Origin of the sequence: Actinomadura barringtoniae, assembly GCF_017573505.1 — a bacterium.
Lineage (GTDB): Bacteria > Actinomycetota > Actinomycetes > Streptosporangiales > Streptosporangiaceae > Spirillospora > Spirillospora barringtoniae.
In genome coordinates this window covers 483,688-505,029 of the sequence record NZ_JAGEOJ010000003.1, presented here as the reverse complement: position 1 = coordinate 505,029, position 21,342 = coordinate 483,688, and the positions used below count along the sequence as shown (strand labels likewise).

The window sequence follows — 21,342 nt, the reverse complement described above, 5'->3', positions numbered from 1 at the left end:
CCTTGTCATTGGGGGGCCTGTGGGGGTCGGCTTTGGCGGAGGTCTTCCAGTTGGATGGTGACTGCGCGTTCGATGCGGTCGAGCCGGGATCGCTGATAACGCCCCCCGACGAGGGCGTAGGCGAGCCATAGGGCCCAGAAGACGGTGAGGGCGTACCACCATGGATTGGCGCGTGCCTGCAAGATGCTCAGTAGGGCGAACGCGCCGTAGATCCACGGTCCCCACCTGGTCGCCACGCGGATCTGTTGGCGGCGGCCTTCGATCAGTGCCATCGCCTGGTACGCGAGGTTGGGATCAGCCGGGGCCCGGCCCGTGCGTGTCGCGCGCTTGAGCTCTATGCGTTCCGCCCTCGTCAGCATGCCGGTGGCGGCCTCATCCGCATAGCGGACTCTGTTGATGGCGACTGCGGTGACCAGGCCGACCAGGGCGCCTGCGATCGGCGCGATGAGCCACGCCTCCTGGTGGGCGGGTCGGTGGAGAACCAGGGGAGCGCCCAGGCCGAAGGCGAGCACGGTGACCGCTGCCACGCCGATTCCCCACTGCCACGGCGGCGCGGTCGCCAGCTGATCTCGCCAGTGAGCCATCGCGGAATCATGGCACATGTTCTGAATGGCTTCTTGTCATCCGTGACTGCCGGTATTCAAGGCTTTCGTACCGATATGTCTTCTGCTCTGGGATCATCGGAACCGCTGTGGTCATTGAGACGTCCGAACGGGACAGGTGCTGGGAGGGAAGCCGGTGACGTCGGATAACGGGGATCGGACTCTGGACGAGGAGGCGACGGATCTTCCGCCGCCGCCTTGGCTCTCAGGGCGCGACGCGGCCGTTGCCGCTGCCCCGGAGGCGGATCCGGCCGTTCCGCCCGCTGCTGAGCCCGCGCCCCAGCCTCCGGCCGAGTCTCGGTCTGAAGCGCCGTCACCGCCGCGCAGTTTCGGGGAGCGGAAGTACACGGAGACTCCTGGGCTGCCGCCCGACAAGCGGGTAGCGCCGGAGACCGTGGTGACCAGGGCCGCCGCGCCACGGAAGCCTCAGGGGGCTAGGCCGGGGATGGAGGCTGCGGTTAGCGCCGGCGGAGTGCCTGCTGCGAAGAGTGCGCCGTCTGGTGGCGGAGAGGCAGGTGCTGCGGGGGCAGGTGTACGCGAGGTGGGGCTTCAAGCGGGGCCCGAGGGGGATGTGGCTCCGGCGCGCCGCGCTGACGCGTCAGCGGGGGGTGCCCCTACGTCTCAGGCCGTTCGGCCATCGCCGCCGGAAGCAGCTGCGCCAGCGACACCAGCTGGCCCGCCGGCTCCACCTCAGATGCAGCCGAACGCGCCTAACGCCCGTCCTGAAGCGTCCGAGGCTGGGGCGTCCGGGGGTACATCTGGTCCTGGAGCGGCCGGGCCTAGGACCGCCGGGCGTGCGCCGGGTGGGCGTGCAGCGGGTGGACCTGCGGTGGCCGGGACTGCGGCGTCTGGGCTCACAGTTGGCGGGCCTGGGGCGGCGGATGCTGGGGTGCCTGGTAGTGCGGTGGCCCTGCCTGGTGCGGTCGGGCCTGGGGCACCAGTGCCCGCCGCGACTGGCCCTGGAGCGGCTGGCCCTGGATTGCCCGGTAGTCCGGCGTCTGGTTCGGGGGCTGGCGTGTCTGGTGCAGCAGGGTCTGCGGCGGGTCCTGGGACGGCGAGCCCTCGTGCGCCCGGTAGCGCGGCGGCAGGGCTTGAGGATGGTGAACCTGCGGCGGGTGGGCCTGTGACGGCCGGGCCTGCGCCGGTGGGGGTTACGGCGGCCGGGCCTGGTGCGGCCGGGCCTGGTGCGGCGGGCCCTGGGGGGCCTGGTCGTGCGGCGGCAGCGCCGCGGGCCGGCGGGTCTGGAGCGTCCGGGGCTGCGGCGAATAGGCCTGGGGTTGCCGGGGCTGCGGCGGCGGGTGCTGGAGCGCCTGTTAGGTCAGGGGGGCCTGGTGGGGCGGATCGTGAGGCGCCTGCTCGGTCTGCTGGGCGTGGCGGGTCCTCGGGGGTGAGGGCTGTGGTGCCTGCTGGGCCTCCGGCTGTGGCGGGGCCTCCTGGTGGGGCGGAGGCGGTGCCTTGGGAACGGCCGGTCGCTGGGCCTGTTCAGCCTCGGCGGAAGAAGGGGATCGGGATTGTTGTCGCCGGGCTGGCTGCGGGTGCGGCGGTGGCCGGGATCGCTTGGGTCGGGGTTGGAATGGTCTCCTCGGGCGGCGACGGCAAGAGCACGGCCAGCAGTACTCCTTCATCGGCTACGGATGCGGGGGGTAAGGCATCGGTGGCGCCGCCCAAGGCGGGGGTTCTGGTTGATGCGGCCGGGGCGCCTCGTAATCAGGAGCTCACTGCCGTTGCGGCGGCGGGGACGACTGTGGTCGCGGCTGGTGGGGAGCAGGGGGCCGGGGGTTATCAGGCTCAGTTTCTGACCTCGAATGATGGGGGGCGGACGTGGCGGGGAGTGAGTGTGCAGGGGGCTGTTGCAGGGGCTCGGCCTAAGAAGGTTGTCGGGAACCCGGGGGCCTGGCTGGCCTTGGGGGACTCGGCGGGCAAGTCGGTGGTGTGGAGCAGCCGCGATGGGGCCGCCTGGGTGTTCGGGGGGCCTTCGGATGCGTTCAGGCAGAACGACAAGGTGACCGGGTTGGCCGCGAACGGGGCTGGGATGGTGGCCGTGGGTACGGCCTCGTCCGGGCCTGTGGTGTGGAGTTCGGCCGATGGGAGCCGCTGGGAGCGGCTTGAGGCGGGGAAGCTGAAGCTTCCGGCCAGTAGTGGTGAAGTGCGCTTCGACGGGCTGACGCTTGAGGGGAGCAATCTGGTTTTGCGTGGCTCTCGGGTGAAGCACACCGATCGGCGGAGTCCCAACAAGCGCCAGATGGCATGGCAGTCGGCGGATGGTGGGCGTACGTGGACCAAGGCGGATACCGGAGGGGCCAAGCCGCCGCCTGCCGCGCCTACCCCTCCCAAGGTGCGCTGGCCTAAGGGGAAGACGCTTGCCGGGGCCGTTGTGGCTGATGGACAGACTGTGCTGGTTGGCTCTAGCAAGCAGGGCCAGGACACGGATGCCGTACTGACCGTGCGGGATGCGCAGGGACATGAGACGCCGGTCGATCTCGCGAAGGTGCCGGTCGGATAGAGCGACGATGAACGATGCCACGGGGGTTCAGGGGTTCAGGCCGGGCCGCTGAAGGGCCGGGGGAGGAGACAGGTGGAGGCTTTGCGGCCGGCGGACCCTCGGGTCCTCGGAACGTTCGAGCTGCGGTCCCGGTTGGGGGATCACGAGGCCGGCGCGGTGTTCCTCGGCGAGGACCCGTTCGGTCTGAGGGCCGCCGTGGCCGTCCTGGGTACCGCCGCGGGCGCGGATCCGGCCGTGCGGGACAGGTTCAAGGCCGCGGTCGAACGGCTTGCGGGGTATGGCCGGGTCCTGGCTTCGGCGCCTCGCGACCCGACCGCCTGGGCGGCGGTCGGCTACGAGTCCGATGAACGACTCCAGGACGCGATCGGGCTGCTTGACGCGGCTGCGCTCATGGGCGGATCGGGTGCCGCAGCCGCTGCGGGTGGTGCGGGGGCCGCCGGTGGCGCGGGGGCCGCGGTCGGGGCCGGCGACTCCTCTGGCGCTCTGGGGACGCCAGGAGTCCCTGGAACGCGGGGCTCTGGTGGGCCCGCGTTCGCGCCGCACTGGTCGGGTCAGCCGAACTCCGGGTGGAACGCGGCCCAGCCGCCTCCACCGATCGCTGCTGCCTCGTCCAAGTCGTCCGCGCCCGCCATCGTCATCGCGGGCGTGGTCGCGTTCATCGCGCTGCTCATGATCGGTGGCGTGGTGGTGTACGCGACGACGAAGCATGACAAGTCTGAAGCCGGGCCAACGCAGGAACCTCTGCCGCCGGTGCCTACCAGCGCGACACAACCGCCTGCCGAGCAGGACCAGACGCCTCCGCCGTCGATCTCACCCTTGCCGAGCCCCACGAACGTGCCCAAGCCCGGGGCTCCGGGTCCCGTTGCAGGACCGACCTATGGCAAGGGCGAGAAGAAGTACCACATGAAGCTCAGCGGCCTCCCGTTCGAGTTCGACGCACCCGGCACGTGGGGGTGCATGCGCAGCGATAAAGAACCCTTCGTCACCCGCTTTATCTGCGTCGACGATGGCGGGACGTTCCCGCCCTCCAAGAAGGACGGCGCGGGCGGGATGGTCGGGCTCCAGACGTGCGCGGCGCCCTGTGGGGACGGTGAGCGCAAGGCGCTGCGCAAGGCGATCGTGGTCGATGAGGGCGACTGGAAGCGTACGGACTCAACGACCATGTACGCCGAGATCGAGGGCAAGGACAGTAAGGGGAAGCAGGCCGTTCGGGTCGCGATGAGCCACGTGTTCGCGTCCAAGCCGGGTGGGCAGCCCGACACCGCCATCGCCGTTCAGCTGACCGGGCCGCCCGACACCAAGCAGACGATGCAGAAGCTCATCAACGAGATCCGCATTCGCACCTAAGGCGGCTGAGCCCGCTAAGCGCGCTAAGCCCGTTCCGGTCTATGCGGCGCGGAGGTGGGTTAGTAGCTGCTGGTAGCGCTGCCAGCCTTCTGGGGCACGGCCGTCGCCCAAGGCGAACCAAGTCATCGGGGAATGCTGCGGGCCTACCTGTGAACCCGGAATTTCTGCCGGGCCGGTCCTTGCGCCGTTCAGCGCCATGCCGACTACGCCAGGCGCTCCTGCCCATCGCGGTTCGACGGTCAGGTCGGCTCGGCCCGCGCAGACGTGCACGAGTACGGATTGCAGCGGATGAACGCCTCCGACCGTTCCGACCATGTTCGGCAGCTGCGCGAGCGGCGGGACCTCGCCAGGTCCGTATCCGATGGTCAAGGTCGTCAACTCCGACCGGCCACCGCCGCCGCCAGCGCCCCCACCGCCACCGTCGTCTGTCGAGGAGAAGTCCAGGACGGCGATGGCCGCGCGTTCGCCGCCGCCCACGACCGTGATCGGGCTGCTGGCGTCGCCGCGGACGAAGACGCCCAGGCTGGTCGGGTCCCATAGATGCTCGACCGGCTCGGCCCGGCCCCAACCGGCCGGCGCCTCGGACGTGAAGAGCCGCATCAGGTGCTCGACTGGCCCGCCGAGCGGACCGTTCGCCGGATGCTTGGCACGCAGAACGAGCGTGACCTGGAGACCCTGCGACGCGCTCGACTTCAGCTTGTAAGGGCGCGCGTAGTCCATTGCGTCCGGTACGGGCACGAACGCCTGGCCGTCCCAGTGCGACGGCCGCCCGCTCAGCCCGGCGTAGTAGCCGCCGTCGGCCCGTACGATCCACTCCGCCCGGCCCTCGATCATGTGGGTGCGCAGCGCCGAGGTCACCCGACTCCCCACCGGCGTGACGATCTGCAGGCGCCGCTCCGACAGCGCGCACTCGCGCGCCGCCTCGACCAGGTGCGGGCTCATCGGTACGACGGGACGGTCGGCGAGCACGACCATGGCGCGGCCGGTCAGGACGTCCGCCCCGCCCGCCAGGCGTGGGCGGGTGAGGGTGCTCACGGGCTCGACTCGTTCCATACCAGCCCGTCATGATCGGCGGCCAACCTGTCCGCACACTCCTCGGCGATCCGTACCGCCTCGTCCACGCCACCGGCGGCGCGCAGCTCCACCCACCACACCGGCGTCGTCACGGTCGTGCCGAGCAGCCGTTCCGCCTCGCTCGGCACGGCGATCAGCACCGGGTTCCGAACGATCACCAGCAGCCGTCCGGCGCCGTCGAACACCTGCGTCACGCCCGGCTGCTCGCCGACCGACAGCACGCTTCCGGCGGCGGTCTCCAGGCCCTCCAGCGCGGACCTGATCTCGGGCCGATCCCGCAGCAGCGCGACGAACTCCCTGCTCATTGCGGCCCCCAGGTCAGCGTGTGCCCGAACGCCTCGGCGGCGATCCGGGTCGCGGCCGTACGGGCTCCTGTGCCGATCCGGTCCGCCGTGATGGCCGAGCCCGAGGCCAGATGCCGGTCGCACGGCACGGACGTCACCGTCAGACCGCCGTCGGAGAGCACTTCCCTGGCGCGGTCCATGTCGCCGCCCGCGTTCTGCGCCACCAGGGCGATGACCGTACGGGACAGCAGCCCACCCATCTCGTTCTGCGCGAACCAGTCGAGCGCCGCCCGAGCGCTTAGCGCGCCTTCACTCGTTCCCGGCACCACGAACACCTGTGCGTGGGCCGAGCCGAGGATCTCCCTGTGTAGTGCGGATACCAACCCGGCACCGCAGTCGACGACGGCCGCTGCGAAGTAGCGGCCCAACCGCCCCGCCCCTGCCTGGAACGTCTTCAGGCTCAGTTCCTCGTTCACCCCGCCCTCCGAGGCACCCGACAAGACCCACAGCCCGTCCTCCGTACGCGCCAGGTAGGCCGCCGCTTCCTCCCAGGAACGAGGCCGGGCCGCCGCCAGGTCGTGCAGCGAACGCGGAGGGGCCACGCCTAGCCGAAGCGGCAGAGACCCTAGCCCCAGATCAGCATCGATCGCGAGCACCCGGTCTTCCCTATGCCGCCGCAGCACATCAGCTACAAGCGCCGCCACACAGGACTTCCCCGCGCCACCCCTGATGCTCGTCACCACAATCCGGCGGCACGAGGGCACGGGACGCCCCAGCTGAGCTGTCAGCTCGGACACGTTGCGCACGTCCCCTGCCGCCGAAGCGCCCACCATCTTGCGCATGCCGCGCCCTAGCCGCCGTACGGCCCGGTCGCCATGAGGCTTGCGCTTGACGAAGTCATCAAGGGGAAAAGCCGCGTCCGCAGGCGTTGCCGTTCCCTGGACAACCTCACCCGGCACCTGCGCAACAGGCCCCGCTCCAAAAGAGGCAGGCGGCGGCCCATACCTAGGCACAGGAACGACACTGCCTCCTTCGTTGGGCTGACCGTGCTGAGGCTGAACGTCCGCACCCTGTTGCCCGTGCGTGGTCGCAGGTGCCTGCCCGTGAGGGGAATCAGGCTGTTGGCCATAGGTGACGGCTGGCTGCTGAGCGGGAGGGGCGGTGGTCTCGGGTGAACGCGGTGCTGCAGGCGAAGGGCTGGGCGGGGCCGGAGCCACGGACGTAGGAGGAGACGCGGACGGCTGACCCCCTCGCGATGGTGCTTGCGCAGCCGGAACGATGCTGGACCCCGCAGCCCCCTCGTTCGCGTTGTGGTGAACGGGTTGGGCTGGGCCAGCGGGCAGGGCGTTGGGAAGAGACGCGTGGGCGTTCGTGCGCGCTTGCCCGTGCGCACGAGCCTCCTGGCCGTACACGGGGGTCGTCTGTTGAGTGGGCTGCGCGGTGGAGGGGGAGGTGGGCTGGAGTGAGCCTGGTGCTGCAGGAGGCGGGCCGGCCGGTAGCTGAGGCGTGGGCTGACCTGCGCCCGGCGCGGGTTGGGGACGCGGGCCTGGCCGCTGCTCTCGCGCCGGCGACTGCGCGGCCGGGACGACGCTGGTGCCCGCTGTCCCCTGGATCACGTTCGGCTGCGTGGGCTGGGGCAGGGCGTTGGGCTGGGACGCGTGGACGTTCGCCTGCGCTTGTCCGTGCGCGGCCGCAGGAGGCTGACCGTAGACGGGACCTGCGTGCTGCCGGCCGGGCGGGAGCGAACGTGGTGCCGTGGGTGGCGGGCCGGACGGGGCGGCGGCCGACGGTGGCTCGGGGACGCTGCGTACAGCGGGCAGGGCCGCAACGATTGGCGGCGCAGCTGCGGGCGTGGGCTGTGGCGCGGGTGACAGCGCAGGCTGAGGCGCGGGTGCGGGCTGCGGCGTGGACTCAGGTGCGGGCGGCGCTACAGGCTGTGGTGCGGCTGTGGGGTGAGCCGCGGGCGCGGCAAGTGCTGCGGGCTGAGCTGCAGGCGGCGCGGACTGAGACGCGGGCGGCACTACGGGCTGAGGTGCGGGTGCTGGCGCGGGCTGAGGCGCGGGTGCGGGTAGTGCTGCAGGCTGCGGGGCGGCCTTCGGGGCACGCGGCGCCTGCTGGGCTGGGCGCTGCTCCTGCCATGGGACTTGCTCGGCAGGGGCGACGTTGCTTCCTGGCCCGGTTGCGGTCTCGGCTGCGTTGGGCTGTGGCGGGTGGGCGTTCGGGCTCGCTTGTCCGTACGCGGGTAGGCCGGGTGCGCCCCGGTGACCGGGCGCGGGGGCGGGCGGGTGGTCTGGTGCGGTTGCGGGTTCCTGGCTGAGCGCGGGCAGGGGCGGCTGGGCGGCTGCGGGTGGAGTGGCGGCGGGCGGTGGGGGCGCGGGGAGGCCGTTGACGTTCTGCGGGAACGAGGGCGCAGGTGGCGGCGCGGTGGGAGCGGGAGGGGAAGTGGGGTGCTGGCCGTACGCGACCGAGGGGGTCTGCGGGGGCAGGTGCGCGGCGGCTGGTTGGGCGGGGGAGGGCCAGGAGGCGGGTGCGGGGGCCGGGGCTGGCGCCAGTTGGGGCGCGGGTTGCGTCGGCGCCGGGGCGGTGGGCCAGGGCGTGTTGGCGCGTGCCGGGGTGCCTGCGGGCGGCGGTACGGGGATGTGGGGGTGAGAAGTTGCAGGCGTGGCGGGAGCTTCGCTGGAGGGGACCTTGAAGGTCTCCGAGAGGTCCAGCATGGGGGCCAGATCGTGCGGGGGTTCGGGGCCGCGGAGGGGAACGGTCTCGGGGCGCGGGCTGGGCGGGGTCAGGCCGGTATCGAGTGCCTCGAGCTCGTGCAGCACGTCGTGCTGCCAGTTGCGATCGGACACCGATCTCCTCAAAGCGGTGCGTAACACCCGGTTCTGACGAGTCTAGTCATGTCTCGTGCGGAAAGAGTTAGGTGATTGGGAGAGATGTCAGAGGTAGAGGCCATAGTGGTTCGAGTCGGGGGCCGGGGATGGCGGGAGGTCCTCGGGGTGCAGGGTGAGGACCTCGGCGTCGGTGGGGCTCGCGGCGGTGGTGATGCGCTGGCTCTGGTTGGCGACGGCGGCGTCCAGGAGGTTGCGCATCAGGCGGCCGTTGCCGAACGCGGGGCCGCGGGAGGTGCCGCGGAGGCGGTTGCGGAGTTCGCCGGGGAGACCGTCGGCGAGGGTGAAGCCTTCGGCGGCGGCCAGGTGCTCGAAGATGGCGACGAGCTCGTTGTCGGCGTAGTCGGGGAAGGGGAGGCGCTTGGCGAAGCGGGACTCAAGGCCCGAGTTGGCCTTCATGAACGCGGTCATCTCGCGTTCGTAACCGGCGGCGATGACCAGCAGGTCGCCCCGGTAGTCCTCCATGAGCTTGACGAGGACGGAGATCGCCTCTTGCCCGTAGGTGTCGCGGTCGGTGGTGAGGGAGTAGGCCTCGTCGATGAACAGGACGCCGCCCAGGGCCTGTTCGACGGCCGCCTGGACCTTGGGGGCGGTCTGGCCGAGGTAGGGGCCGATCAGGTCGCTGCGGCCGACCTCGACCAGGTGGCCTGAGGACAGCAGGCCCAGCTGGGCGTAGATGCGCGCGATCAGGCGGGCGACGGTGGTCTTGGCGGTGCCGGGGTTGCCGGTGAAGAGCATGTGCCGGGTGGGGAACGACTGGGGCTGCCCGGCGGCGCGGCGCAGGTCCTGGCTGCGGGCCTCGGCGACCAGCTTGCGTACCTCTTCCTTGACCGCGTCGAGGCCGATCAGGGATTCGAGTTCGGCGATGGGGTCGCCGGAGGAGGGCACAGGAGTGTCACCCATGAGGGAGGCCGGGAAGTCCTCGGGGAGCAGGGCGGACAGCTCGGCGGGGGTGACCCGCTTCTTGGAGACGACGCGGCGGGACTGGAGGGCGGTGGTGCGTTCGCAGAGGTTGCGCATCAGGCGGGCGTTGCCGAACGAGCGGCCTCGGGGTGCGCGGCGCAGCAGGTCGGCGATGCGGTGGCGGGCCTCGGCGGTGACGTCCAGGCCGGCCTGGGAGGCCATGGAGGTGAAGATCTCGGTGAGCTCGTCGTCGGTGAAGTCGGGGAAGCGGATCGTGGTGGGGAAGCGGGAGGCCAGACCGGGGTCGGAGCCGATGAAGCGGCGCATCTCGCGGTCGTAGCCCGCGACGATGACGACGAGGTCGTCGCGGTGGTCCTCCATCATCTTGACCAGTTCGGCGATGGCCTCGGAGCCGTAGTCGCCGTCGTAGTCGGAGGAGGTGAGGGAGTAGGCCTCGTCGATGAACAGCACGCCGCCGACGGCGCGCTGGACGACGGCGCGGGTCTTCACGGCGGTCTCGCCGATGTACTCGCCGACGAGTTCGGCGCGGGACACCTCGACGAGGTGGCCGGACGGCAGCGTTCCGAGGTCCTTGTAGATGCGGGCCAGGAGTCGGGCGACGGCGGTCTTGCCCGTGCCAGGGTTGCCGGTGAAGACCATGTGGCGGGCGGGGGACGAGACCGGCAGGCCCGAGTCGCGGCGGAGCTTGGCGGCCTGGGCGCTGGCCACCATCAGGTCGATCTCGTGCTTGACGGTCGCCAGGCCCGTCATCGCGGCCAGCTCGGCGCGCGGGTCGCCGGAGGTGCCCGCGGCGTCGAACGTGGCGGGGATGTCGGCGCGCTTCACGACCAGCTCGGCGCCGGTCTCGGTGTGCTTCCGTACGGACTCGACGACGAGATCGGCGAGGCGGTGGGCCATGCGGGCGTTGCGCAGGTTCCGTACGGGCGGGGTGGCCGACAGCAGGCGACCGGCGGCGGTGAGCGCGTGCTTGTGGGCCCGCGCGCCGCGCTCGTGCAGCGCCCGGCTGAACAGCTCGGCGTAGCCCTCGGCGGTGAACGGCTGTGTACGGGCGACCTTGAAGCGCAGCGACAGGCCCGGGTTGACCTCGCGGACGCGTTCGTCGCCGCCGGGCTCGCACAGGGCGACGACGTGCAGGTCCTCGAAGACGTCGAGGGAACGGTGGAGCTCCTCCAGCATGGCCTCGCCGCTGCGGGGATCGCGGGACATGTCGTCCAGCCCGTCGATCACCATGAGGTTGGAGCCGTTGCAGTCGCGCGCGTCGATGTAGATGTTGTTGGTGGCCGCGGACACGGTCTTGCCGGCGAAGAAGTCGTCGGCCAGCCAGACGGGCGGGCCGCTGATGCCGCGTTCCTGGAGCAGCCTGGCGATCTCCTGCGCGGCGTCGCGCTTGCCGGTGCCGTCCGGGCCGACCAGCAGCAGCCGTACGGGCGGGCCGCCGGCGGCGATCTCCTCCAGCGCCGCGACCACCTCGGGCTGGCCGACCAGGCCGGAGCCGACCTCCTGCTTGCGGGCCGGGCGGGACGGGGCGGCGCTCTTGCTCAGCGAGGCGGCCAGCGGGTTGACGACGCGGCGGCGGGGCGTGAAGAGGCGGCGCAGGTCGGTCTGGAACTGGTTGACCGGGATCCACACGGGGTTCGGCGCGGTCACCTCCTCCGGGAGGCCCTGCACGATGCCGGTGAAGCGGACCGTCATGTCGAGCCAGGCGCGGCACGCGTCGGCCTCGCCCGCGCCCAGGCAGCGGCTCAGCCACGACCGCGACTCCTGGAACCACTCGTTCGGCTTGAACGTGGCCCGTGCGGCCGCGAACCGTTCCAGCAGCTCGCCGTAACGGTCGGCGCCGAGGACGACGGCCAGTTCGGCGGGGACCTCGGTGAGCTCGGCCTGCAGAACGAGGTTGGCGAAGAGGGTGAGCTCGGGCTGGTCGTGCGGCGCGACCTCCAGGAGCCGTTCGTGCACGGGCAGCAGCCCCGCGCACACCCACTCCAGGTAGCCGATCGGGCCGGTGAGCTCGGGCAGCGCGGCGAGGGTCTCGTCGTCGGCGCGGGCGGCCCACAGGGCCTGCTGGTCGGCGGACGAGGCGTCCAGGTCGAGGTCGGGCGGCGGGTCGTCGAACAGCCGGATCATCGCCTGCCGCCGCTTCTCCAGCGGCTCCAGGCCCTCGAAGATGTCCAGCGACTCGCGGTACAGCGGCATGGCCAGGCTCTGGTCGGGCGCGTCCCGCAGCCAGTCCATCGGCCGGAACGAGCCGGAGCCCGCGCCCCAGGACGCGGGCTCGCGGAAGGTGTCGGGCTTCTCGCTGTAGTAGTGGCCGAACAGGTGCCCGGACAGTGCCGCCTGCGAGCCCGCGACGATCGCCGCCGACCCGGTCAGGAAGTCGATGGTGAGCAGCAGATCGGCGACCACCAGGGACGCGGGGGTGGCCAGCATCCCGTGCCGGTCGGCGGTGAGGTGCTCGCAGCGCGGATCGGCCACCAGCCGGTCCAGGCGCTCGCGGATCTCGTCGTAGAGGCCGTCCGGCACGCGCCAGGGACCGTGCGCATAGACGTCCAGGACCGGCTCATCGGTGACCAGCGATTCCAGATGCTCCGGCAGTCGCACCGCGCGTCCTCCCCGTTACCCCGTGTTCAACCCCGTTGTACGAACCGGGGCAAAAGCCTAGAGGTTTCCCGGGGTCAGCGCGTCCTGTCCGGGGCCAATGGACACCGGTGGGAACGATCGTCGCTTTTTTCCAGCCCGAGGATCTTGTGGTTTGTTCACGTATCCGTGGGCTGTGTTCCCCCGCACCTGCCGATCAACTGGGTAGGAACACCCCCGAAAGAGGTCGCCGGCGCCCGGGAGAACCACCGTGATCCAGAAGCTGCTCGTCGCCAACCGTGGTGAGATCGCCGTACGGGCGTTCCGCGCCGCCTACGAGCTGGGCATCTCCAGCGTGGCGGTCTACGCCCATGAGGACCGGTTCTCGCTGCACCGGCAGAAGGCCGACGAGGCGTACGAGATCGGGGAGCTCGCGCATCCGGTGCGCGCCTACCTCGACGTGGAGGGCATCGTCGAGACCGCGCTGCGCGTGGGCGCCGACGCCATCTACCCCGGTTACGGCTTCCTGTCGGAGAGCCCCGAGCTGGCCGAGGCGTGCGAACGGAACGGCATCACGTTCGTCGGCCCGCCCAGCCAGGCCCTCAGCCTGGCGGGCAACAAGATCGAGGCGGTGGCGGCCGCGCGGCGCGCCGGGCTGCCCGTGCTGCGGTCCACGACCCCGGCCGAGGGCCAGGAGCTGGCCGCGGCCGACGAGGTCGGCTTCCCGCTGTTCGTGAAGGCCGCGGCGGGCGGCGGCGGGCGCGGGCTGCGCCGCGTCGACCGCCGCGAGGACCTGGAGGCCGCCGTCCAGACGGCCCGCCGCGAGGCCGAGAGCGCGTTCGGCGACGCGACCGTCTTCCTGGAGCAGGCCGTCGACCGGCCCCGCCACATCGAGGTCCAGGTCCTGGCCGACTCCGCCGGCCATACCGTTCACCTGCGCGAACGCGACTGCTCGGTGCAGCGGCGCCACCAGAAGGTCGTCGAGATCGCGCCCGCGCCGCGCCTGGAGCCCGAGGTCGCCGAGCGACTGTGCGAGGACGCGGTGAAGTTCGCCCGCGAGATCGGCTACGTGAACGCCGGGACGGTCGAGTTCCTGGTCAACGCGGCCGGCGAGCACGTCTTCATCGAGATGAACCCGCGCATCCAGGTCGAGCACACGGTCACCGAGGAGGTCACCGGGATCGACCTCGTGCAGAGCCAGCTGCGCATCGCGGGCGGCGAGACGCTCTACGACCTGCGCATCTCCCAGGACGACATCACCGTCTCCGGGTTCGCGGTCCAGTGCCGCATCACGACCGAGGACCCGGCGAACGACTTCCGCCCCGACACCGGCAAGATCTCCGCGTACCGTTCGCCGGGCGGCGCGGGCGTACGGCTGGACACCGGCACCACCCACGCGGGCGCCGTCGTCACCCCGCACTTCGACTCGCTGCTGGTGAAGCTGACCTGCCGCGGCCGTACGTTCGAGGACGCCGTACGGCGGGCCCGGCGCGCGGTCGCCGAGTTCCGCATCCGCGGCGTCTCCACCAACATCCCGTTCCTGCAGGCCCTGCTGGACGAGGCGGACTTCCGCGCGGGCGGGGTCAGCACGTCCTACATCGCCGACCATCCCGAGCTGCTGACCGCCCGTTCCAGCGGCGACCGGGCCACCCGCCTGGTGCGCTACCTCGCCGACGTCACGGTCAACAAGCCGCACGGTGAGGCGCCGACCGACCTCGACCCGGCCACCAAGCTGCCCGATCTCCCCGACATCGCGCCGCCCGCCGGGTCGCGCGACAGGCTGATGGAGCTCGGCCCGCAGGCGTTCGCCGCCGAACTGCGCGCGCAAAAGGCGCTCGCGGTCACCGACACCACGTTCCGCGACGCGCACCAGTCGCTGCTGGCCACGCGCGTCCGCACGTTCGACCTGCTCACCGCCGCGCCCTACCTGGCGCGGATGACGCCGCAGCTGCTCTCGGTCGAGGCGTGGGGCGGCGCCACCTACGACGTCGCGCTGCGCTTCCTGAACGAGTCGCCGTGGGACCGGCTCGCCGCGATCCGCGAGGCCGCGCCGAACCTGTGCATCCAGATGCTGCTGCGCGGCGCCAACACCGTCGGCTACACCCCCTACCCCGACACCGTCGCCCGCGCGTTCGTCACCGAGGCCGCCAAGACCGGCGTCGACATCTTCCGGATCTTCGACGCGCTGAACGACATCGACCGGATGCGCCCCGCGATCGACGCCGTTCTGCAGACGCACGCCATCGCCGAGGGCACGCTCTGCTACACCGCCGACCTGTCCGACCCGGGCGAGCAGCTCTACACGCTCGACTACTACCTGCGGCTGGCCGAGCAGCTCGTCGAGGCGGGCGTGCACGTGCTGTGCATCAAGGACATGGCGGGCCTGCTGCGCGCGCCCGCCGCCCGCACGCTCGTGACCGCGTTGCGCGAACGGTTCGACCTGCCCGTTCACCTGCACACCCACGACACCGCGGGCGGCCAGCTGGCCACCTACCTCGCCGCCGTCGAGGCCGGGGTGGACGCGATCGACGGCGCCGCCGCGCCGCTGTCCGGAACGACCAGCCAGCCGCCGCTGCAGGCGATCGTCGCGCACACCGACTTCACCGAGCGCGCCACCGGCCTGGACCTGGCCGCCCTCACCTCGCTGGAGCCGTACTGGGAGGCCGTGCGCAAGCTGTACGCGCCGTTCGAGATGGGCCTGCCGTCGCCGACCGGCCGCGTCTACCGGCACGAGATCCCCGGCGGGCAGCTGTCCAACCTGCGCCAGCAGGCCGTCGCGCTCGGCCTCGGCGACCGGTTCGAGGAGATCGAACGGCAGTACGAGGCGGCCGACGCCATCCTCGGCCGCCTGGTCAAGGTCACCCCGTCCAGCAAGGTCGTCGGCGACCTGGCGCTGCACCTGGTCGCGGCCGGTGCCGACCCCGGCGACTTCGAGGCGCATCCCGAGCGCTTCGACATCCCCGACAGCGTGATCGGCTTCCTGAACGGCGAACTGGGCGACCCGCCCGGCGGCTGGCCCGAGCCGTTCCGCGGCGCCGCGCTCGCCGGACGCCACCACCCGCCCGCGCGCGCCGAGCTCACCGGCGCCGAGGAGAAGGCGCTGGCGGGCCCGGAGGTCCGCGACACCCTCGACCGGCTGCTGTTCCCCGGCCCCGCCAAGGACTACCGCGAGGCGCGCGCCGCGTACGGCGACCTGTCGCTGCTGCCGACCAGCGCGTTCCTGTACGGGCTGCGCACCGGCCAGGAGTTCTCGTTCGACCTCGAACCGGGCGTCCGAGTCCTCGCGTCGCTGGAGGCCGTCGGTGAGATCGACGAGGCCGGCGTCCGCCAGGTCATCTGCAACGTGAACGGCCAGCTCCGCACGCTGTCGGTCCGCGACAAGTCCGTGGCCTCCGACGCCCCGCCGGTCGAACGCGCCGACCCCGGCGACCCCGGCCACGTCGCCGCCCCGTTCGACGGCTCGGTGACCCTCCGCGTCGCCAAGGGCGACCAGGTCGCCGCCGGCGACGTCGTCGCCACCATCGAGGCGATGAAGATGGAGGCCTCCATCACGGCCCCCGTGGCCGGCACCGTCGCCCGCCTCGCCGTCCCCGTAGCCACCCAGGTCCAGGCCGGCGACCTCCTCCTAGCCATCACCTGACCCGCTTCATCGCGCCGATCTTGCTCTCAGCGCCGTTTGGAAACGTTTCCAAGGGCCATGAGAGCAAGATCGGCGTTTTGGGGGGGGTGGGGATGGGTGTTAGCGGGTGGCGTAGGTGGCCAGGGAGGGGGCCAGGGCGTCGAAGGCTTGTTGGGTTTCGTCGGCGAGGACGATCTCGATCTCGTCGTGGGTCTTGTCTTCGAGGGTGAGGCGCATCGTCTCGTTGAAGAGCAGTTTCAGGACGCCGATGAGCTGGGCGGCGGCGACGCGGGGGCGGATGGCGTACGGGGCGGCGCCGGTCTCCGAGGCGAGCAGGTCGGCGAGGCGTTCCTCCCGCTCCTCGTGGAACTCGCGGAGGCGGGCCACCAGGGCGGGGCTGCCGGTGATCATGGCGGCGAAGGCGGGGCCGGAGAAGCCGATGATCGCGTTGTGGTCGACGATCTGGGTGAGGGTGTCGCGGCGCAGGGCGGCCAGGGCGGATTCGCCTTCGGCGCGTTCCCGTACGGCCTTGGCGGGCATGTCGACGAACACCTCGTGCAGGTCGAGCGCGAGGTCCTCCTTGCGCGGGAAGTAGTTCGTCACGGTCATCTTGGCCACCTGGGAGGCGGCCGCGACGTCGGCGATCGTCACCTTGTCGTAGCCGTGCTGAAGGAAGAGCCGGGTGGCGTTGTGGGAGATGTTCTCCCTGGTCTGACGCTTCTTGAGCTCCCTGAGCCCCATGCCTTGTTCGGCCTTGCGTTCACCCATGTCCCCACCTTAGCAGAGATGGACCTAAGTTTATTGTTGACACATCTCTAGGTCTGACCTAAATTTAGGTCCACCGGCTCACCGGATGGAGGCAGTGATGAACCTGCGCGTTACTTACGCCTGATGTGGATGATTCGTCGCCGGTCCGGGAATGGTTGTTCCCGGCCCGGTGTTCCCCTCAACGCCCCCAGTGGAAGGACTTGCCGTTGACCGCAACCGCCCGCACCACTCGTAACAACTCCGTCGCCATCGGCGGCGTGGACCCGGTCAAGGACTACCTCAAGCAGATCGGGCGGACCCCCCTGCTCACGGCCGAGCAGGAAGTGGAACTGGGCGAACGGATCGAGGCCGGAGCGCTCGCCGCGTTGCGCCTCGAGAACGAGGACGGCAGCCTGACCCTCGATGAGCGCCGCGTGCTGGAGTTCAGGGTCGCTGACGGTCAGCTCGCCAAGGACCGGATGGTCGAGGCCAACCTCCGCCTGGTCGTGTCGATCGCCAAGCGTTATGTCGGCGGGGGACTGCCGCTGCTGGACCTGGTCCAGGAGGGCACGATCGGCATGATGCGCGCGGTCGAGAAGTTCGACCATCACCGCGGCCTGAAGTTCTCCACGTACGCCACGTGGTGGATCAAGCAGGCGGTGGGGCGCGCGCTGGCCGACCAGAGCCGCACGATCCGGATCCCGTCGCATGTGGTCGAGGTCCTCAACAAGGTGACCCGCACGCAGCGCAAGATGCTCCAGGACCTCGGCCGCGAGGCCACCTCCGAGGAGCTGGCCGCCGAGCTCGACATCACCCCCGAGAAGGTCGACCAGGTGCTGCGCTGGGCGCGCGACCCGGTGTCGCTGCACACCCCGTTCGGCGACGACGGCGACGGCGAGCTCGGCGACGTGATCGAGGACGACTCGCCAGGCCCCGCCGACGCGGTCGCCGCCTCGATGCTGCGCGTGCACCTGGACGCCGCGCTGGAGACGCTGACCGAACGCGAGGCCGGCGTCATCACGATGCGCTTCGGCCTCGCCGGCGAGGAGCCCAAGACCCTCGACGAGGTCGGCAAGGTCTACGGCGTCACGCGCGAGCGCATCCGCCAGATCGAGTCCAAGGGCATGCACAAGCTGCGCCACCCGTCCCGCGCGCGGGCGCTGGAGGGCCTGCTCACCACCTGAGCGAGCCCTCCAGAGCCCACGCCCGGCCAGGGCCCACCACCGGGCCGGGGCGCCGATCGCGGCGACGGCGCGAGGGTCGGCGATGGCGCGAGGGTCGGCGATGGCGCGAGGGTCGGCGATGGCGCGAGCGATGGCGTTGATGATGGCGCGGGCGTCGACGATGGCGACGGCGCCAGCAATGGTCATGCTCAGTGGCGGACGATCCAGTGGTCGTTCGCGCCCGCTCGGATGAACTTCAAGCTGGGGCACAGGTAGTCGGACGGATCGGGGTCGGTGTACGGCTGCCAGGGAGAGTCGGTCGGGGTGGCGGGGGTCCAGGCGCCGCCCCGGCGCAGCTTGATGGAGCTGCTCTCGAAGACGGTCTTCGCGGCGTCCGTGCAGTAGTACGCGGTGCCGGTGCGCGGGTTGCGGCTGGCGTAGATCTCGAAGATGTTCCAGCCGTACGAGAGGCCGCTGGTGTCGCGGCCCGACTTGCTGAAGAACAGGTCCCACTTCGCCGTCGTGTAGTTGTAGAGGTAGGACGACCAGGCGTTGGTGCCCGCGTTCGTGCGGACGAGCTGGACCGAGTAGGCGCGCAGGCCGTTGACGTCGGCGGTGTAGGTCGACATGAACGTGGCGTCCATCTTCTTCTCGACCTTGGGCCCGTCGCCGCCGCACCAGTCCCACGCCCACAGCTCGTTCCCCACGGCCTGCGAGTACACGGTGGTGATCTCCATGCAGGACGCGGCGGCCTTGATGGTCGGGGTGTAGGTGAAGTCCTGGCTGTAGGACACCTTGTAGCTCGGGTCCACGCTCTGGGAGGCCATCATGCCGTCGTGCGTTCCGGCGGCGGGTTCGACGCCCCAGAAGTGGTGGATCTGTTCGCGCACCCCCGCCCGCCGCGTCTGGTGGAGTTGGGCGAACGCGCGCACGGCCTTGGCGTTGCGTGCGTTGGGGGTGAACGCCTCGACCCCGACGACCCGGCCGCCCTTCGGAGCGTTCGGATCGGGGGCCGATGAGGGATTCGGTGCGTGGGCCGGTGACCGGGCCGACGAATGAGCCGGTGAGTGGGCCGTCCACTGGGCCGATGGCTGGGCCGGCGAGTGGGGCGGCGAGGCGGCTTGGGCCAGGGCGGGGTGCGAGGGAGCGACCGCGACAGCGGCCGTTCCCGCGAGCAGGGTGAGTCCGATTCGACGCAGCATCGCGCGGTTCCTCCGAGGGGGTGCGCCGGAACGCCCGGGATCGCCGGGGCCCGGCTGGGTGAGGAAGGGGATTCGGCATTCGCGCGATTGCCTGCGCCAGTATGCGGAGCTATTGGATATTGAGTCAACGAAGTCCTTTTCACTTGAAATTCGGGTCCCCTCGATGGGGCCCGTGAGCGGTACTGTGACCGCAGGGCGCGGGACTTGGAGACGGTGCATGAGTGCGTCGCGACCGCTTCACGGCGTTGCGAGAACGGCCCTGGGAGTGGCGCGAATGCGCGCCGCCGAGTCCGCCAGACCCGACCGGCTGTTCGAGGATCCCTACGCGCAGGCGTTCGTCGCGGCCGGAGCACAGAGTCAGGCCGCCGCGATCGGGGAGGCCACCGCGGACACCTCAAGCTCCCCACAGCCCGAGCAGGGCGTGCCCGAACCGGGCTCGCTCCGAGCGCTGATGGCCTACCAGACCGTGATCCGCACTCGGTTCTACGACGACTACCTGCTCGACGCGTGCGACAGGGGAATCCGCCAGATCGTGCTGCTGGCGGCGGGCATGGACACCCGCGCCTACCGGCTGGGCTGGCCGGTCGGGCTCCGGCTGTACGAGGTGGACCTGCCGTCCGTGCTGGAGTTCAAGGACGACGTGATGAGCGGCGCGGACGCGGTGACCGCGTGCACGCGCGTCTCATGCCCGGCCGACCTGCGCGAGGACTGGCCCTCGGCGCTGACCGAGGCGGGCTTCGCGCCCGGCGAGCCGACCGCGTGGCTGGCCGAGGGGCTGCTCATCTACCTCACGGCTGAGGAGGCCGCCGAGCTGCTCACCCGCATCGGCGATCTCTCCGCGCCCGGCAGCCGGCTCGCCTGTGAACGCGGCGACGGCATCGACTGGCTCCGCGAGCAGGCCAAGGAGGTGCCCGCACTGTCGCGCGCCGTCGGCCTGTGGAAGGGCGGCCTCGGGGACGATACGGGCGGCTGGCTGGAGGGGAACGGCTGGTCGGTCGAGCAGCACGATCTGAGCTCGCTCGCCGAGTCGTACGGCCGCACCCCGCCCACCGCCTCACGCAGCGGCTTCCTCGTAGCAACCCGCGAGGGAGACAAGCCCGAAGAGAGCGCCGTCGAAGTGTCCGGCGCGTCCGACGCGAGCGCCGCCGACGAATCCAACCTGCCCGACTAGCCCACCGCCGCCGAGCCCGGCCAGAACGCCGCCGACGAGTCCGATCTGCCGGACCAGAGCGCCGCCGACGAGTCCGGTGACGGCGCCGCCGCCGAACGCGATCTGCCCGGCCTGCCTGGCCAGAGTGCCGCCGAGCCCGGCGAGAGCCCCGCTGAAACATCCGGTCTCCCCGACCGGAGCGCCGCTGGCGAGGGCGATGAGAGCGCCGCCGACGAATCCGGTCTACCCGGCCGGAGCGCCGCTGGCGAGTCCGGCGAGAGTGCTGCAGACGGGGCGGGGTGCACGGGGAGGGCGGTCAGGGCTGGACCAGGTCGGTGGGGTCGGTGTTGGCGCCGCAGAGGACTACCGCGACGCGTTCGCCGGGGGCGGGACGGTAGGCGCCGGACTGGAGGGCGGCGAGGGCGGCGGCGGTGCCGTGTTCGACGACCAGGCGGTAGCGGTCCCACAGGCGGCGGCGGGCGTGGACGATCGCGTCGTCGGTGACCAGGACCGAGCGGACGCCGGAACGGGAGGCGACGCGGAAGGCGATCTCGCCGACGCGGGTGGCGCCCAGGGAGTCGGACGCGACGCCGGAGACGTCCACGTCGACGGGCCGCCCGGCGCGCAGCGCGCGGTTCAGGGTCGGGCAGGCCTCGGGCTCGACGGCGACGACGTTCGCGTGCCCCTCGACCGCCGCCGCGACGCCGGCCATCAGGCCGCCGCCGCCCACCGAGATCAGGATCGTGTCGACCTCGCCGTCGGTCTGCTCCAGCAGTTCCAGGCCGAGCGTGCCCTGGCCCGCGCAGACCTCGGGCTGGTCGTAGGCGTGGCAGAACAGCGCGCCGGTGTCGGCGGCCCGCTTGGTCGCGGCCTCGGCCGCCTCGGCGTAGCGGTCGCCCACCTGGACCACGGTCGCGCCGATCGCGCGGAGCTTGGCGACCTTGGTCGCGGGGGCGTTCACCGGCACGTACACCTCGGCGGGCACGCCTACCTCGGAGGCGGCGTACGCGACGGCCAGCCCGGCGTTGCCGCCGGACGCGGTCACCACGCCCTCGGCGGGCAGGCCGCCCTCCTCGGCCGCCGACAGCAGCCGGTTGAACGCCCCGCGCGCCTTGAACGAGCCGGTGTGCTGGAGGTGTTCGAGCTTGAACCACAGCCGGGAGCCGTGCTGCCCGCCGGAGTCGACGTCGGCGACCGGGGTCCGGCGCACCCGCCCGGCGATCCGGGAGGCGGCCGTCCGGGCGTCGAAGCTGGTGATCATGCTGCAT

Annotated in this window: 11 protein-coding genes and 1 pseudogene; 4 read left to right on the top strand and 8 right to left on the bottom strand. The window is 71.5% G+C overall.

Annotation, left to right across the window (positions count from 1 at the left end; genetic code table 11):
* Positions 1-5: 5 nt before the first annotated feature.
* Positions 6-584 (bottom strand): hypothetical protein, encoded by a 579-nt coding sequence (locus tag J4573_RS09210; RefSeq protein WP_208254852.1) that lies wholly within the window; start codon positions 582-584, stop codon positions 6-8.
* A gap of 2,593 nt (positions 585-3,177) precedes the next feature.
* Here J4573_RS09210 and J4573_RS09205 point away from each other — a divergent pair.
* A complete protein-coding gene (locus J4573_RS09205) occupies positions 3,178-4,452 on the top strand; it encodes a hypothetical protein (protein WP_208254851.1) in 1,275 nt (424 codons plus the stop codon).
* Between the two features lie 39 nt (positions 4,453-4,491).
* Here the strand turns inward: J4573_RS09205 and J4573_RS09200 are convergent, their stop codons facing one another.
* The 4 genes from J4573_RS09200 to J4573_RS09185 form a co-directional block, all read right to left on the bottom strand.
* Complete coding sequence (locus tag J4573_RS09200; RefSeq protein WP_307796563.1) at positions 4,492-5,487, bottom strand: DUF6177 family protein; 996 nt, start codon at positions 5,485-5,487, stop codon at positions 4,492-4,494.
* Positions 5,484-5,831 (bottom strand): hypothetical protein, encoded by a 348-nt coding sequence (locus J4573_RS09195; RefSeq protein ID WP_208254850.1) that lies wholly within the window; start codon positions 5,829-5,831, stop codon positions 5,484-5,486. The genes J4573_RS09200 and J4573_RS09195 overlap by 4 nt, the downstream gene beginning before the upstream one ends.
* On the bottom strand, positions 5,828-6,412 hold the full coding sequence (locus tag J4573_RS09190; protein WP_208254849.1) for a MinD/ParA family ATP-binding protein: 585 nt from the start codon (positions 6,410-6,412) through the stop codon (positions 5,828-5,830). The genes J4573_RS09195 and J4573_RS09190 overlap by 4 nt, the downstream gene beginning before the upstream one ends.
* A gap of 2,331 nt (positions 6,413-8,743) precedes the next feature.
* On the bottom strand, positions 8,744-12,217 hold the full coding sequence (locus J4573_RS09185; RefSeq protein WP_208254848.1) for an AAA family ATPase: 3,474 nt from the start codon (positions 12,215-12,217) through the stop codon (positions 8,744-8,746).
* Between the two features lie 247 nt (positions 12,218-12,464).
* On the opposite strand from J4573_RS09185, the gene J4573_RS09180 reads away from it, so the two are divergent.
* Positions 12,465-15,833 carry a pyruvate carboxylase gene (locus J4573_RS09180; protein ID WP_208254847.1) on the top strand — a complete coding sequence of 1,123 codons (3,369 nt, stop codon included), beginning with the start codon at positions 12,465-12,467 and terminating at the stop codon, positions 15,831-15,833.
* Between the two features lie 99 nt (positions 15,834-15,932).
* On the opposite strand, the gene J4573_RS09175 is transcribed toward J4573_RS09180, so the two are convergent.
* Positions 15,933-16,580 carry a TetR/AcrR family transcriptional regulator gene (locus tag J4573_RS09175; RefSeq protein ID WP_243772670.1) on the bottom strand — a complete coding sequence of 216 codons (648 nt, stop codon included), beginning with the start codon at positions 16,578-16,580 and terminating at the stop codon, positions 15,933-15,935.
* Positions 16,581-16,822: 242 nt separating this feature from the next.
* On the opposite strand from J4573_RS09175, the pseudogene J4573_RS09170 reads away from it, so the two are divergent.
* Positions 16,823-17,743: pseudogene (locus J4573_RS09170) on the top strand (RNA polymerase sigma factor); the annotation flags it as partial.
* A 188-nt stretch (positions 17,744-17,931) separates the two neighbouring features.
* Here the strand turns inward: J4573_RS09170 and J4573_RS09165 are convergent.
* On the bottom strand, positions 17,932-18,924 hold the full coding sequence (locus tag J4573_RS09165; protein WP_208254845.1) for a carbohydrate-binding protein: 993 nt from the start codon (positions 18,922-18,924) through the stop codon (positions 17,932-17,934).
* 163 nt (positions 18,925-19,087) lie between these two features.
* Between J4573_RS09165 and J4573_RS09160 the strand changes: the two genes are divergently transcribed.
* Positions 19,088-20,095 carry an SAM-dependent methyltransferase gene (locus J4573_RS09160; protein WP_307796562.1) on the top strand — a complete coding sequence of 336 codons (1,008 nt, stop codon included), beginning with the start codon at positions 19,088-19,090 and terminating at the stop codon, positions 20,093-20,095.
* Positions 20,096-20,390: 295 nt separating this feature from the next.
* On the opposite strand, the gene J4573_RS09155 is transcribed toward J4573_RS09160, so the two are convergent.
* Complete coding sequence (locus J4573_RS09155; RefSeq protein WP_208254843.1) at positions 20,391-21,335, bottom strand: threonine/serine dehydratase; 945 nt, start codon at positions 21,333-21,335, stop codon at positions 20,391-20,393.
* Positions 21,336-21,342: the final 7 nt, after the last annotated feature.

Excerpts from the sequence above, each read along its gene's own strand:
- J4573_RS09210 (WP_208254852.1), bottom strand. The coding sequence starts at position 584 with ATGGCTCACTGGCGAGATCAGCTGGCGACCGCGCCGCCGTGGCAGTGG.
- J4573_RS09195 (WP_208254850.1), bottom strand. The coding sequence starts at position 5,831 with ATGAGCAGGGAGTTCGTCGCGCTGCTGCGGGATCGGCCCGAGATCAGG.
- J4573_RS09175 (WP_243772670.1), bottom strand. The coding sequence starts at position 16,580 with ATGGGTGAACGCAAGGCCGAACAAGGCATGGGGCTCAGGGAGCTCAAG.
- J4573_RS09165 (WP_208254845.1), bottom strand. The coding sequence starts at position 18,924 with ATGCTGCGTCGAATCGGACTCACCCTGCTCGCGGGAACGGCCGCTGTC.
- J4573_RS09160 (WP_307796562.1), top strand. The coding sequence starts at position 19,088 with ATGGGGCCCGTGAGCGGTACTGTGACCGCAGGGCGCGGGACTTGGAGA.
- J4573_RS09155 (WP_208254843.1), bottom strand. The coding sequence starts at position 21,335 with ATGATCACCAGCTTCGACGCCCGGACGGCCGCCTCCCGGATCGCCGGG.